General features: G+C 62.1%; 13 protein-coding genes. 8 read left to right on the top strand and 5 right to left on the bottom strand.

The window, feature by feature from the left end; genetic code table 11:
• Positions 1-182: 182 nt before the first annotated feature.
• Entirely contained in the window at positions 183-1,835 is a 1,653-nt protein-coding gene (locus A6D6_RS06980; protein WP_159660313.1) for a methyl-accepting chemotaxis protein, read from the top strand.
• Here the strand turns inward: A6D6_RS06980 and A6D6_RS06975 are convergent.
• The 3 genes from A6D6_RS06975 to A6D6_RS06965 form a co-directional block, all read right to left on the bottom strand.
• Positions 1,752-2,807 carry a 3-deoxy-7-phosphoheptulonate synthase gene (locus A6D6_RS06975; protein ID WP_159660312.1) on the bottom strand — a complete coding sequence of 352 codons (1,056 nt, stop codon included), beginning with the start codon at positions 2,805-2,807 and terminating at the stop codon, positions 1,752-1,754. The two genes, A6D6_RS06980 and A6D6_RS06975, sit on opposite strands and share 84 nt — an antisense overlap.
• Positions 2,808-3,298: 491 nt before the next feature.
• Positions 3,299-5,572 carry a nitric-oxide reductase large subunit gene (locus A6D6_RS06970; RefSeq protein WP_159660311.1) on the bottom strand — a complete coding sequence of 758 codons (2,274 nt, stop codon included), beginning with the start codon at positions 5,570-5,572 and terminating at the stop codon, positions 3,299-3,301.
• Positions 5,573-5,669: 97 nt separating this feature from the next.
• Positions 5,670-6,767: an NnrS family protein gene (locus A6D6_RS06965; RefSeq protein WP_159660310.1), complete on the bottom strand. Its 1,098-nt coding sequence runs from the start codon at positions 6,765-6,767 to the stop codon at positions 5,670-5,672.
• A gap of 91 nt (positions 6,768-6,858) precedes the next feature.
• On the opposite strand from A6D6_RS06965, the gene A6D6_RS06960 reads away from it, so the two are divergent.
• Both A6D6_RS06960 and A6D6_RS06955 read left to right on the top strand, forming a co-directional pair.
• The gene (locus tag A6D6_RS06960; RefSeq protein ID WP_159660309.1) at positions 6,859-8,031 is read left to right on the top strand and encodes an NnrS family protein; all 1,173 of its coding nucleotides are present in this window, start codon (positions 6,859-6,861) and stop codon (positions 8,029-8,031) included.
• A complete protein-coding gene (locus tag A6D6_RS06955) occupies positions 8,031-8,471 on the top strand; it encodes an Rrf2 family transcriptional regulator (protein ID WP_133492047.1) in 441 nt (146 codons plus the stop codon). The genes A6D6_RS06960 and A6D6_RS06955 overlap by 1 nt, the downstream gene beginning before the upstream one ends.
• A gap of 9 nt (positions 8,472-8,480) precedes the next feature.
• Here A6D6_RS06955 and A6D6_RS06950 read toward each other — a convergent pair whose 3' ends face one another.
• A complete protein-coding gene (locus tag A6D6_RS06950; protein WP_133492048.1) occupies positions 8,481-8,930 on the bottom strand; it encodes an RrF2 family transcriptional regulator in 450 nt (149 codons plus the stop codon).
• Between the two features lie 60 nt (positions 8,931-8,990).
• Here A6D6_RS06950 and A6D6_RS06945 point away from each other — a divergent pair, with 60 nt between their 5' ends.
• The 4 genes from A6D6_RS06945 to A6D6_RS06930 all read left to right on the top strand — a co-directional run bounded on the left by A6D6_RS06945 (position 8,991) and on the right by A6D6_RS06930 (position 12,193).
• Positions 8,991-9,377 carry a SirB2 family protein gene (locus tag A6D6_RS06945; protein ID WP_133492149.1) on the top strand — a complete coding sequence of 129 codons (387 nt, stop codon included), beginning with the start codon at positions 8,991-8,993 and terminating at the stop codon, positions 9,375-9,377.
• A 278-nt stretch (positions 9,378-9,655) separates the two neighbouring features.
• A complete protein-coding gene (locus A6D6_RS06940; protein WP_159660308.1) occupies positions 9,656-10,132 on the top strand; it encodes a hypothetical protein in 477 nt (158 codons plus the stop codon).
• A gap of 560 nt (positions 10,133-10,692) precedes the next feature.
• On the top strand, positions 10,693-11,058 hold the full coding sequence (locus A6D6_RS06935) for a GreA/GreB family elongation factor (protein WP_097059095.1): 366 nt from the start codon (positions 10,693-10,695) through the stop codon (positions 11,056-11,058).
• Between the two features lie 382 nt (positions 11,059-11,440).
• A complete protein-coding gene (locus tag A6D6_RS06930) occupies positions 11,441-12,193 on the top strand; it encodes a Crp/Fnr family transcriptional regulator (RefSeq protein WP_159660307.1) in 753 nt (250 codons plus the stop codon).
• A gap of 13 nt (positions 12,194-12,206) precedes the next feature.
• Here A6D6_RS06930 and A6D6_RS06925 read toward each other — a convergent pair whose 3' ends face one another.
• Complete coding sequence (locus tag A6D6_RS06925; protein WP_201303716.1) at positions 12,207-12,572, bottom strand: putative zinc-binding protein; 366 nt, start codon at positions 12,570-12,572, stop codon at positions 12,207-12,209.
• Between the two features lie 144 nt (positions 12,573-12,716).
• Between A6D6_RS06925 and ubiT the strand changes: the two genes are divergently transcribed.
• A complete protein-coding gene (gene ubiT, locus A6D6_RS06920) occupies positions 12,717-13,169 on the top strand; it encodes a ubiquinone anaerobic biosynthesis accessory factor UbiT (RefSeq protein ID WP_159660306.1) in 453 nt (150 codons plus the stop codon).
• Positions 13,170-13,182 lie beyond the last annotated feature (13 nt).

The following is a 13,182-nucleotide window of genomic DNA, read 5'->3' as shown; positions in this document are numbered from 1 at the left end:
TTCGTACAGACCCGTGCCCTCGATGCAGACACTCGCATCTGGAGTTTATGGGGTGTCAGCGATCCCCTCATACAGAAGTCCTCTCTATACAGAAAAGGACTGCGATCAGGTTCACCGGTTACCGTTCCGTCATATTGAATCTCTATCCTTCCTTCTTCCTGGGTTTTGAGTAAGGGGAAAGAATGAAATGGCTCGACGACATGACGGTGAAGCGCAGCTGGGACTGGGTGTTGCTTGGCTTCAGCGTGATGATTCTGGTGCTGGGCGGCGTCAGCCTGTACGCCTCTCATTTCAGCCGCCAGGCCTTCGGTACCCTGGAGCAGATTCACGTCCGTCAGACCAGTGCTCTGAATCGCACCTACATTGATCTGCTGCAGGCTCAGGTGGCCATGGACCGGGCAGCGGAACTGATCCGGGTGCCGTCCTTCGATGAGCCGGAGCCGGTGATCGAGGAAGCCGGGTCCTTGATGAAGGATGCCCGTCTGGCGTTCCAACGCTTTCTGGAAATCCCTCCGCAACCGCAACAGAAAGAAGCCATCGATGCGTTGTCCGAGCAGCTCTATGCCTTGCTCAACGTCGGCCTGAGTCTGCAATTGACGGTGCTCAAGGAAGGGGATTTCGCCAGTTACCGCTCCGGCCGAGGCCGGGTCAGTGACATGAATTACGCCTTCGCCACCGGCGCGGACGCTTTTCTGGCCGCCTCGGAGGAGAGTGCCCGGCGCCTTACCGAGGGCTTCGAGGGACTGGTGCGGCAGGGCGTGCTGGTGTTGGCGGTGACGGTGTTGGCGGCGTTGTTGCTGGTTCTGCTGGTGCGCTGGGGGGTAACGGTGAACGTGATCCGGCCGCTGCAGTGTTTGCTGACGCATTTCGAGCGCATTGCCGAAGGGGATCTGTCCGCCCGTCTGGAGCGCCGCGGCGGCAATGAAATCGGCCAGTTGTACGCTGGCCTGGGCGCGTTGCAATCGGGGCTGGCCAACATCGTCGGGCGGGTGCGCAAAAGCTGCGAGACGCTGCACCGGGGCAGCGCCGGTATTGCCAACGGCACCGGCAATCTGTCCTCCCGCTTCGAGCAACTGGCCACTTCATTGGAAGAGACCGCCTCCAGCATGGAGCAGCTTACCGCCACGGTGCGGCGCAATGAGGACCACGCCCGCCAGGGGCATGGCTTGGTCCGCGATGCTCACCGGGTGGCGTCCGAGGGTAGTGAGGTAATGGGCGCGGCGGTGGATCGCATGGAGCGCTTGCGGGCCGCCGCCGGGCAGATCGCCGAAACCACCAGCGCGATCCAGGGCATTGCCTTGCAGACCAGTATTCTGGCGCTCAACGCCTCGGTGGAGGCGGCCCGGGCCGGGGAAGAGGGCAGTGGTTTCGCGGTGGTGGCAAAGGAGGTGCGGGATCTGGCGCGGCGCAGCGCCACTCTGGCCAAGGATATCGAAACCCGTATGGAGCAAGCCCTGGTGGAAGTGGACGACGGCGTGGCTTTGGTGGGCAAAGCCGGCGGCACCATGGAGCATATTGTCGAGGCGGTGACCCGGGTCACCACCATCATGGATGACGTGGCCGTGGCCTCCACCGAGCAGGCCCGGGGGATCGAGCAGATCGGCGAAGCGGTGGCGCGGATGGATCAGGTCACCCAGCAGAACGTCTCGGTGGTGGCCCGCGCCGCCGACCACGCGGACCATTTGCGCCGCCAGGCGGATGAGCTGATGGCGGCGGTGGCGTCCTTCACCCTGACATCCGATGGCCCGGCGTCACCCCCGGGCGAGCTGGAGCAGCCGCGCCTCGGTGTCCGCCCAGCCCAGGCAGGCATCGGTGACGGAAACGCCGTAGCGTAGCGATTCGGAAAGGGGCTGGTTGCCGCCGTTGAGGTGGCTCTCCAGCATTACCCCGACCACCGTGCTGTCACCCTGGCGTCGCTGGCGCAGCACCTCTTTCAGCACCAGCGGCTGGTGGGCCGGATCCTTGCCGCTGTTGGCGTGGCTGCAATCGACCACCAGGCGCGGATTGAGGCCGGCGCTTTCAAGGGCGTCACGGGCGGCCAGCACCTGTTCTTCCTGGTAGTTGGGGCCCTGATGGCCGCCGCGCAGCACCAGGTGGGTGTCGGCGTTGCCCGGTGTTTGCACCAGGGCCGGATGGCCATGGAGATCCAGCCCCAGGTGGGTGTGGCCGTGGGCGGCGGCGCCGATGGCGTCGCGGGCCACGGTGACGCTGCCGTCGGTGCCGTTCTTGAAGCCCACCGGCAGCGGCAGGCCGCTGACCATCTCCCGGTGGATCTGTGATTCGGTGGTGCGTGCGCCGATCGCCGCCCAGGCCAGCAGATCGCTCAGGTAAGAGGCGGCCAGCGGATTCAACAGTTCCGTCGCCAACGGCAGACCGAGCCCGGCCAGGTCACGCAGCAACTCTCGCGACAGTCGCAGCCCGGCGGCCAGATCGTGGCGGCCATCCAGGTGCGGATCGTAGAGCAACCCTTTCCATCCCACCGTGGTGCGTGGTTTCTCCACGTAAGCGCGCATGACCAGCAGCAACGAATCGCCCACCTGCTCGGCGAGGCCGGCCAGCCGCTGGCCGTATTCAAGGGCGGATTCGGGATCGTGCAAAGAGCAGGGGCCGGTGATCACCAGCAGGCGATCGTCCTCGCCGTTGAGAATGGCGCGGATGGCCTGACGTTGCTGGCGGATGCGGGCTTGTAATGCCGCGTCCAGAGGCAGCGCTTCCCGCAGGGCGACAGGGCTGGGTAGACGTTGGTGGCGGGTTTCCTGGTCCTGGGCTTCGCCGGTTTCGGCCAGGGTGGCGACGGAGGCGTTCATAATCCTTTCCTTGAGCAATCAGGCGCCGATCATCGGCGCAAGGGTGTCGATGGTGGTGTCGAGTCGTGGCGGCGGCCGGCGGTCAGGCCGGCGCCGCTAAATCGCCAGTAGCAAAACAACGCGAAGTCACGGTAATAGCGGGTCATGATGTTTCTCCGTCCTGATCTCAATAAAAGTTCATGAAAATGTCGCGCCCAAAATGAAAAACCCCCGGTTGGGAAGCCAACCGGGGGTTCAGGGGTTCGGCAGGCGTCCCGGATCCGGGCGCCTGGGCGGGAGGGCTCAGGCGCTCGAGCGGCTAAACCAATACCCGTAAAAATAACCGGCGCACGCCATCACCACCGGGCTACCGGCGGTGTACAAAGCGTTGTCAGGACGTGCGATGGTCATAGGAATCTCCAAAACAATGGACGAAGAGTACCCCAGCCACGGTGGGGCCGCAATCCCCGGGGAGATTTCCCCGGGGGGCCGGCTTCCACTCAGGCGTGGATTCAGGCATTGGACTCCGCCGGCTCCAGAGCGGGAGCGCGGGCGCCGAACAGCACCCCGGAGACCACCTGCCAGGCCACCGCCAGGGCGCCGATGATGAACACCACATCGCCGAAGGTGCGCACCCAGCGCAGTGTTTGCAGCAGGTCTTGTTGCATGAACGCTTCGCTGCGGGCATACCACATGCCTTCGCTGACGCTGGCGTGGAACTGGATCAGCCCCACCGGCAGCAGGCTGGTGGCGATCATCAGCACCAGGCCGATATTGAGCAGCCAGAAGCCATTGCGCATCAGACGGTCACTGAATTGCAGCTGCGGCCGGATGTAACGCAGCACCAGCAGCGTGAAGCCCAGGGCCAGGAAGCCGTAGACGCCGAACAGGGCGGCATGGGCATGCACCGGTGTGGTGTTCAGACCCTGGATGTAATACAGGGAGATCGGCGGGTTGATCATGAAGCCGAACACCCCGGCGCCGAGCATGTTCCAGAACGCCACCGCCACGAAACAGGCCACCGGCCATTTCATCTGCCCCATCCACGGAGCCCGTTCACGCAGTTTGCTGTGTTCCCAGGCCTCGTAGCCGAGCACCACCAGCGGCACCACTTCCAGAGCACTGAATGTCGCCCCCACCGCCATCACCGGTGTGGTGGTCCCGGCGAAGTACAGGTGATGGAAGGTGCCGGGCACGCCGCCGAGCAGGAACAGGGAGGCGGAGGCCAGGCTGGCGCCGGTGGCGACGGTACGGGATACCAGGCCCAGGTTGTAGAAGATGAAGGCCAGGGCAGTGGTGGCGAACACCTCGAAGAAGCCTTCCACCCACAGATGCACGATCCACCAGCGCCAGTACTCCATGATGGAAAGATGAGTGCGCTCGCCATAGAAGAAGCCGGCGCCGTAGAACAGGCCGATGGCGGTCACCGAGGCGGTGAGCAGCACCAGCAGGTGTTTGTCGCCGGGTTTGCGCAGGGCCGGGCCGATACCGCGCAGCATCAGCACCAGCCAGAAGGCGACGCCGGTGAATTTGCCGATCTGCCACAGCCGGCCCAGATCGACGTATTCATAGCCCTGATGACCGAGCCAGAAGTTCAGGTTCTCCGGCATGATCTGGGCGATGGCCAGGTAGTTGCCAACGAAGGAACCGACCACCACCACCACCAGCGCCCAGAACAGAACATCGACGCCGAGCTTCTGGAACTTCGGGTCCTTGCCGCCATTAATGATCGGCGCCAGGAACAGACCGGCGGCGAGGAAGCCGGTGGCGATCCAGAACAGCGCACTCTGGATATGCCAGGTGCGAAGCAGTGAGTAGGGGAAGTATTGAGACAACTCGAAGCCGTAGAAATGCTGACCTTCCACGGTGTAGTGCGCCACCCCGCCGCCGAGGAACACCTGGAAGGTGAACAGGGCCACCACCAGGAACAGGTATTTGCCCAATGCTCTTTGTGATGGCGTCAGAGAGACCAGACTGAGCGGATCGCGGGCGGGGGCCGGTGGCTCGCCTTCATCGTGGCGGCGCAGGAAGGCCCAGCCCAGAATCAGGAAGCCGACGCCGGCGATCAGCAGGATGATGCTGATGATCGACCAGACTATGTTCTCGGCGGTGGGCAGGTTATCGATCAGTGGCTCGTGAGGCCAGTTGTTGGTGTAGGTGGCGTCGCCGTCGGGGCGTTCGGTGGCCGCCGCCCAGGCGGTCCAGAAGAAGAATTGAGTGAGCGCCCGCCGGCGGTTCTCACTGGGTAGAGTGCCTTCCTTCATGGCGTAGCTTTGCCGCGTGCCACGCAACTCTGGCGCGTCACCGAACAGCCGGGAGTAATAGTCGGCGGTCAACGCCATGGCTTCGGCACGCCGGTTGCTTACTGTCAGCGTGCCGTCGCTTTCTCCGAAGGTGTTGGTGCGGTAGGCGTCGCGCAGCGCCCGTTGCAGCATCGCCTGATGTTCGTTGTCCAGAGCGTCATAGGGCTGACCGTAGCGTTCCCGGGCCGCCAGATCGAGCCAGTGGATCAACTCCCGGTGCAGCCAGTCGGCGGTCCAGTCCGGCGCTTGATAGGCGCCGTGTCCCCAGATCGATCCCAGTTGCATGCCGCCCACGGATTGCCAGGCGGTTTGGCCGTCGAGAATGTCATCCCGGGTCATCAGTACGGTGCCGTCCTCGGTCACCACCCGATCCGGGATCGGTGGCGCCTTGCGGTAGACCTCGGTACCGAAGTAACCGAGCAACGCGAACGTGACCGCCAGAACGGCGATCAGCGTCCACCAGAGTTTGCGGTAGTGGGCCATGGTCGGGTCCTCCTGTTGATCCATGGGCATGGGGTTGGCGAACAAGCCTTAAAGGTGCATATAAAATATATCTTTAAAGATGCATTCACAATACATGTTAAGGATAATTTTCCATGCTCAGTGGTCTTGCTCTTCCGTGGAGCAGGAGCAGCAGGGTCAGATAGGCGAGACTCCAACAGAGAGAGGCCGCCGGCAGCAGCCATGACGGCGCTATCTCCGCGCCCCAGCGGGCCGCCGTGGCGGCGTTCAGCAATACCATCACCACCATGACCGGGCGGTGCGGCGGAACCCGGCCGCGATGGCGCGGCCCGGCCTGACGGGCCATGACGCCGCAGGAGAGTGAGCCAAGGGCGCCCACGGTGATACCGTGCAGTGGCGTGGTGATGGCATGGCCGTTGATCAAGGCAAGCCCCATGCCACTGAGCCCCAGCGCCAACCAGCCGTAGCCCTGGCCGAGCAGCCACAAGTCCGGCCGGGGCACTGACCACAAGCGCCAGCGCCAGAGGCGCGCCAGCACCAGAGTGCCGAGAGCGCTCAGCAATAACCCGGTGAGTACGGGGTTGCGCCAGGCGCTGCCCCAGGCCAGTCCGAAGGTGACCAGTAACAGGCCCTCCAGACGGGGCTGCACTCGTGCGTGCAACTCCTTTCCCTGTCGTTGCCAGGCCGCCGCGGCCAACGGCGCGATGATGCGTCCGCCCATGTAGGTGAGTAGCGCGGCGAGGGTGAGCACGGCAGGTAAACGAGGCCGGGGTGACGGCAGCCACCACACCAGAAGCGGTGTCAGACACAACCAGGGAACCAGACCCAGGCCAACCCGGTTACGCCATTTTCTGGCGTGACGCAGGCGGGGTAGAAGCAGTGCGGTCAGCAGTACGCCGGTCAACGGATCCCAGCCAGACAGCATAAACGGCGCGTCGGCAAACAGTCGTTGCCAGCGGCCCAGGCCCCAGAGCAGCGTCAGCCCCCATCGCCGTGCTGGCGGCTGCGGGCCGAGCAGATAGCCGGCGATCAACATCGGCGCCAGTCCGAACAGCATCTCCATGCCATGACCGGCACCCAGCAGGCCGGGGGGAGCGCCATTGAGGTAAGCCCAGGTGGAGAGCGGCACCATCACCGCGGCCTCAACGCAGGCAAGAGAAAAGAACAGCCGGGAGCAAGGCCGCCGACGCGGTGGGAAAGAGGCGGGAGTGGACATGGGCTGGTATTTCCTTTAAAGATGTATTTGTAATACATCTAAGATATTGTCATCACCCACTGTCGTGCCGGTGGTATCGAGGAACCTTGTCATGGATCAAACATTGCGATCACCAAGACGGCCATGGGTGGTGTTGTTCGCTTTCCCGTTTCGTATTTTTTTCGTTTCCACGGGTGTTGCCGCGGTACTGTTGTTGCCGCTGTGGCTGTGGTGGCTGCTCGGCGGCGGCGGGCCGGCGATGTCGGCGTTGCTATGGCATCAACATGAGATGACGGTGGGGCTGCTTAACGCGGCCATCGCCGGCTTCCTGCTTACCGCGGTGTGCAACTGGACCGGCACCGCGCCAGTTTCGGGGCGCGCGTTGCTGGTTCTGTGGGGGCTGTGGTTGTCGGCCCGTCTCGGATTGTTATTGGGGGACGCCTGGCAGCTGCTGGCGGTGTTGCTGGATCTGGCTTTCCTGCCCGTGGTGGCGATACTCGTCGTCAGGCGCGTCTGGTCCGCGCGCCAGGCGCGTCAAGCGCCCTTGATCGGAGTGCTGCTCGCCCTGTGGGGATTGGACGTGGCGTTTCACTGGAGCGGAGATCCCCGTTTCCTACATGGGCTGGTGCTGCTGAGCGCGTTGCTGATCCTGATGGTGGGCGGCCGCATTACCCCGGCTTTCACCGCCAACTGGCTGCGTCTGCACGGCGATGATCCGGGGCGGGTCCGGCGTCGGCCGGCGCTGGATATTGCGGGGCTGGTCTGCGGATTGGCGGTGGTGGTGTTGGAATTGACCGCGTGGCGGGGGCTTGCGGTGGCCCTGGTGGGGCTGCTGGCGGCACTGATCACCGCCGCGCGGCTGGCAGGTTGGGCCGGCTGGCGGGTCCGGCGTGAGCCATTGCTGTGGATTCTGCATCTGGGACATCTCTGGGTAGGGCTAGGATACGGGCTCTGGGCGGCGGCCAAGGCTGGCCTGCCGGTGGCTCCCACGGCCTGGGTGCATGCCTTGGGCGCTGGCGCCATCGGCACCATGATCCTGGGTGTGATCACCCGTGTCGCCATGGGGCATACTGGCCGCCCCATGTGCCTGTTGCCGGGCATGCGATGGGGGTTCCTGGCGATACTGGCGGCGGGGCTGGTCCGGGTGCTGGCCGGACTGGGCGTGTTGCCCTGGCTGCCGGGGCTGTGGCTGGCGGCGGGGTTGTGGTTGCTGGCCTGGTTGTTGTTCCTGTGGCTTTATACCCCGGTGCTGGCGGCGCCGAGGGCGGATGGGCGGCCGGGCTGATGCGGATTACCCGCTATACCGACTACGCCCTGCGCGTGCTGATTCAACTGGCGCTGCAACCGCGGCGTCTGACCATAGCCGACATGGCCAGGGCTTACGGCATCTCCCGCCACCACCTGACCAAGGTGGTGCATCAACTGCAGCGTCTGGGTTATGTGGAGACCCAGCGTGGACAAACCGGCGGCGTCCGCTTGGCTTGCCCGGCGGAGGATATCCGGGTGGGCAAGGTGGTGCGGGACATGGAGCCGGACCTGGCTCTGGTGGAGTGCTTCCATGGCGAGGACCGCTGCGCGATCACGCCATACTGTCAGCTGCGGGTGGTGTTCGAGCAGGGGCTGAGATTGTTTCTGGAAACGCTGGACGGTTATACCCTGGAAGACATGGTTCGCGGGGAGCGCCGGCAATTGATCCGGATTCTGGAGCCGCCATCCTTCGGTTGACCGGTCGGCTCAGGCGCTCCGCTCGGTGACGGTCGGCAAAAGCCGCTTATGCAGCGCCCGCCGTGGTTCGATGAGATCGGCCAGGGTGTAGCCATCAAGGACGTGCAGGAACGCGTTCAAGGCTTCATTGAGGGCACTGCGCAATACGCAATTGGGAGTAAGGACACAAGCATTCTGGTCCCCGAAGCACTCCACCAGACTCATGTTGGCCTCGGTGTAGCGAATCACCTCGCCCACATTGATGTCTTCGGGGCGATGAGCCAGGCGCAGCCCGCCGTTCTTGCCGCGCAGGGTTTCCACATAGCCCAGTTGGCCGAGCTGATGCACCACCTTGACGATATGGTTGCGGGAAATGCCGTAGCTTTCCGAAATAGCGCTGATGGTGCTCAGCGTCTCTCCCCGCAGGCCAAGATAGATCAGTACGCGCAAGGAGTAGTCACTGTATTGGGTCAGCTTCATGGTCCCGGTTCCAAACGATGAACAATGGATTAGCCGGCAGTATAACGGAGTCTCGCAATGATGTTGGATTACCTGTTGATCAAGCACCTGCACATGACCTTGGCGGCGTTGAGTCTGGGGCTGTTCGTGCTGCGTGCGGGTTGGTCGGTGACGGAGTCGCCGATGTTGCGACGGCGTTGGGTGCGTGTCACCCCTCATCTGGTGGACACGCTGTTGCTGATTCTCGGGGTCACGCTGATGGTTCTGTTGCGGGCCTGGCCTCACCAGACCCCTTGGTTGGCGGCCAAACTGCTGGCACTGGTGGCCTATATCGGTCTGGGCACGATGGCGATAAAGCGAGGAACCACGCCGGCGCGGAGGGCTGGATACGCGCTGGCGGCGGTGTTGATCTTTCTCTATATGGTGGGGGTGGCGGTTCGGCATCATCCCGGGTCCTGGCTGAGCTGAGACGATGATAAATAAGACAATGAAGTTGACATGGAGCGATGGTGTTAGAAAGTGTTTTTTTTGAGGAGAATAATTTTACTCAGGTTGGTCGATAAGACCGGAGATAAAGCTTTTAAAGCCAATAGGAGCTTTTTTATTTTTTGAACCATGCCCTTTTTTATAAACAAAAAATCGACTTTTACCTTTTGTTACTTGAGCTTCCCGATAGCTGATTTAATGATGCCCTCATCTGGGACCTGTCGCGTCTCCAGTTCGTCAGATTGCACGAGGAGCGAAATATGAAAAAGCACTGGATTTTGGTACTGGCTTCCACGGCGGCCCTGAGCAGCCAGGTAGCCGTGGCGGATCTGTCCGCTGGCGTGAATGCCGCGGTAAATGCAGAGGCCGCTGGTGTCAATGCGGCTGTGAAGGCCGACGCCGATGCCAAAGCCGCCGAGAAAGCTCTGCGTGACAAGCGCGACGCCGCCAAGGACAAGGCCGAAGCTACCCTCGAAAAAGCCAAGGCCGAGAAAGACGCCGCCGTGGAAGACGCGGAGTCCAGGAAGGGAGCCGCTAAGAATCGCATGGAAGACGCCAAAGCCGAGGCCAACGCCCGGGCCGAAGCCGGCAAAGCCAAGGCCGAAACCAAACGTGAGGAAGCCATGAAGAAGGTGGACGCCGCTCGGGACAATGCCTCGGTGGAGGCGGAAGCCAACGCCAATGCCAGCGTGAAAGCGGAAGAGACAGGCAAGCCCTGGTACAAATTCTGGGATTGATAGTGCCTCCGCCGATAAATCACCCCGGTCGCCGTCTTGGGCGCCCGGGGTTTTTTGTGCCCAGCGGGAACGGCCGTCCTCACAGTCGTAAGAAAGTTCGCTTATACGCAACACGCTGATTCGCTGCCAAGGCAGCTTCCCACAGCGACTTCGTAGCCCCCGTCGTGGGAAGCTGCCTTGGCGGCGAATCGGCGCGTTTTTATATCGCCTGGACCAATAGAGGGCCACGGCCATGGATTCCGCGGTCAAGCGTCAGAATCATCAGAACTTGTGAGGCAGCCGTTGCCTCCGGCGATTTTTTGGGCTTGCCTTATTACACCAATGGGCTATGGTCATGGCTTCCATTGGTGCTGAATCCTGATTAGCTCAACGCAAATGACTCTCTTCTTTCGTTTTACCTCTCTGACCTTTCCGGTTTAAGCCGGACGGCCTCTGGCTGTTCCGGCATCCCTCGTTTTATTTCGACAACTGTCTGTCGTTAACCGACATTTCCATGATGACGTGGAGGCGCGCTGGTGAAGCCTGTTCGTGGTTCATGGCTGGAAAAGCGATTTGTACCCATGGTTCGAAAGTATGCGGTGAGGAACCCGTGTTGCTTCCCTCCTGGTCCCGGAGAAATCAGCGCCGTACTCGGCAAGCTGGAAGCACTGAGGCAGGCTGGGGGAGAGGCCCGGGTTGGCGTCGGTACCGTCGTGCGGATGGAAGATCTGCTCAGTGGTGAGCAGGGGAGCTTTCAATTGGTATGGCCGGACGAAGCGGCCCCGGAACAACGTCGTCTTTCGATTCTATCGCCACTGGGCGCTGCTCTGCTGGGAGCCCATCGCGGTGATGAGGTGACGGTGACCTTGTTCGGATGCCGCTGTGAATTTCGAGTTCTGGCCCTGCGGGAGGCGGAGCCTCGGGAGGGTAGCGCCGTGCGGTTATGAGTGCGCCGGGCGGGATACCGCGAATCGCCGAGCCCTGTTCCGGGGCCCTGTGACCCACCTCCCGTCATTGGCGGCGCGGCGGGGGGACGTCTCGTTCACCATGGGTGAGATCATGAGTAAAGAGAAACCCAAAAAGAAGGCGCAAAAATCCCTCAAGGAAAAACGCCGCGACAAGCGGGAGAAGCGGTAGGGGATGCCTGGCGGGGCCATTATGGCCCCGTTTTCCCTGTTCACATGAAAAACCGTTTGAAAGCCGAGAGGGGCGGTGTGGGGCCGGAATTTGAGCTACATCATAATTCTCGGGGGCGCTTCTTGATTCAATAAGGTCCGAGCCGGTCCATTTGCCGGTGGATCGTCAACCATAATCAAAGAAGAGAGGACGATGTCAGCGATCATTGATGTATTGGCGCGGACGGAGCTGTTCTCGACCCTGAAACCAAACGCCTTACGGGCGCTGTGTGAGGGTGGCCGGACCATCAATCTGCCAGATAACGGTCATTTGTTTGAAGTGGGGGAGATGGCGAACGCCTACTACCTGATGACCAGTGGCGTGATGCGTTTGTACCGGCCGGGTCTGGATGGCGAGGACAAAGTATTCCAAGTGGTCGCCGAGGGGGACCTGGTGGCGGAAACCGCCATGTTTTCCGAACCTTGTATATATCCTTTGTCGGCCGAAGCGGAGAGCGCCAGCACCCTGATCCGCCTGCCTCGCCCTGGCTTGCTCGGTCTGGTCCGGGTACAGCCGGATTTCGCCCTGCGCTTACTGGGAGAGATGTCTCACCGGCTTTATCAGGCGGTGAACCGGTTGGACCAGCTCACGGTGACCAATGCCGGACAAAGGGTGGCGATGTATTTGCTGGAGTTGACCGAGTGGCGGCCAGGGCATTGGGTGGTGCTGCCGGTAAGCGCCAAGGTGCTGGCGAGACAGCTGAATGTAACACCGGAAACGCTGTCGCGTCTGCTCACCCGTTTTCGCCAGAGCGGCCTGATCAGCGGGCGCGGACGTCGCTGGATGATCCTTGATCCCACGGAGTTATGCCGGGCCGCCAATCTGCCGTTACCGGACGCTCAGTGCCATTGTGCCGGCTCGCAGTTTTTTCGCTGTTGTAATTTCAGTCACCGATCCTGCTCATAGGCGTATTCGTCGCTTAGTGGTCCAGGGTATTGATCAGGGTGACGACCTGATCGATCACCTGTTCAATGTCCTCCTCACCATAACGCCGCCCGCGTCTTTTTCGCAGTCCGTTCTGATAAAGACGAACGTGGTGGTCCGGTCGTACATCCGCGCGTTTGAGACAGTGCTCGGCGCAGTGCATCTGGCAGCCGTCGATGGCGATGATCACCCGTCCGGAGCGGGCCTTGCGTACCAGACCAGGCACGCCGCCGCCGACACCGGCGATACAGGACATCTCCGCGTGCCCGGCGTGGTCCAGACGCACGGCCACTTCGTTGGCCAGCTGAGCCACATCGGAGCAGCCGGAACAGGAATACAGCAAGGGACGTTTCTTGTTCACGATGTCTTCTCCTGGTAGGGAAGCCTCCCTACCGGGCAGTGTGTCGGGTTTCGATAAGGTTGGTGTTGATGGTGATCAACACCTTTTTCCGGTTGATAGACGATCATCCGCGGATCGGTATGACACTTTGCTGAGTATTCGCCAATGTTGCCTCGCCCACCTTCCCCACTGATGGTCTTTCGCCATCTCGACAGCCATGTCCCGCTGCCATTGAAACGCCCTTTTCTGGAACCTCTGATGAACCGTCTGCTGGCGGAGCCGTTGGCGGCGGGGGAATTCGAGCCCTTGCAGGGCCGCTACCTCACGCTTGATCTGGCCGATGGCGCGCCGCGTTTTACCGTGACGCTGCAGGCAAACCGGCTGCGGTTAAGTGAGCGCCCCGGCGAGGCGTGCATTCGTGGTGGTTGGGGTGAGTTCCTGCAGCTTCTCGGCAGAGAGCAGGATCCGGACACTCTGTTTTTCCAACGCCGTTTGTTGGTGGAAGGAGATACCGAATTGGGGTTGTGGGTGAAGAACCTGCTTGATGGCCTGGACCAGAGCGGCTGGCCGGGGCCGGTGCGGGAGGGGGTGCGGTTGTTGGCGTGGGGGCTTCGCTGAATCACCTTTCCGC

The sequence above is a fragment of the Alcanivorax xiamenensis genome (genome assembly GCF_009846745.1).
In the GTDB taxonomy this organism is placed as follows: Bacteria; Pseudomonadota; Gammaproteobacteria; order Pseudomonadales; family Alcanivoracaceae; genus Alloalcanivorax; species Alloalcanivorax xiamenensis.
The sequence above is the reverse complement of the archived record's forward strand: the minus strand, read 5'-3'. Positions and strand labels throughout refer to the sequence as shown.

Excerpts from the sequence above, each read along its gene's own strand:
- A6D6_RS06960 (WP_159660309.1), top strand. The coding sequence starts at position 6,859 with ATGGATCAAACATTGCGATCACCAAGACGGCCATGGGTGGTGTTGTTC.
- A6D6_RS06955 (WP_133492047.1), top strand. The coding sequence starts at position 8,031 with ATGCGGATTACCCGCTATACCGACTACGCCCTGCGCGTGCTGATTCAA.
- A6D6_RS06965 (WP_159660310.1), bottom strand. The coding sequence starts at position 6,767 with ATGTCCACTCCCGCCTCTTTCCCACCGCGTCGGCGGCCTTGCTCCCGG.
- A6D6_RS06945 (WP_133492149.1), top strand. The coding sequence starts at position 8,991 with ATGTTGGATTACCTGTTGATCAAGCACCTGCACATGACCTTGGCGGCG.
- A6D6_RS06935 (WP_097059095.1), top strand. The coding sequence starts at position 10,693 with ATGGTTCGAAAGTATGCGGTGAGGAACCCGTGTTGCTTCCCTCCTGGT.
- A6D6_RS06950 (WP_133492048.1), bottom strand. The coding sequence starts at position 8,930 with ATGAAGCTGACCCAATACAGTGACTACTCCTTGCGCGTACTGATCTAT.
- A6D6_RS06940 (WP_159660308.1), top strand. The coding sequence starts at position 9,656 with ATGAAAAAGCACTGGATTTTGGTACTGGCTTCCACGGCGGCCCTGAGC.
- A6D6_RS06980 (WP_159660313.1), top strand. The coding sequence starts at position 183 with ATGAAATGGCTCGACGACATGACGGTGAAGCGCAGCTGGGACTGGGTG.
- ubiT (WP_159660306.1), top strand. The coding sequence starts at position 12,717 with ATGTTGCCTCGCCCACCTTCCCCACTGATGGTCTTTCGCCATCTCGAC.
- A6D6_RS06975 (WP_159660312.1), bottom strand. The coding sequence starts at position 2,807 with ATGAACGCCTCCGTCGCCACCCTGGCCGAAACCGGCGAAGCCCAGGAC.
- A6D6_RS06970 (WP_159660311.1), bottom strand. The coding sequence starts at position 5,572 with ATGGCCCACTACCGCAAACTCTGGTGGACGCTGATCGCCGTTCTGGCG.
- A6D6_RS06930 (WP_159660307.1), top strand. The coding sequence starts at position 11,441 with ATGTCAGCGATCATTGATGTATTGGCGCGGACGGAGCTGTTCTCGACC.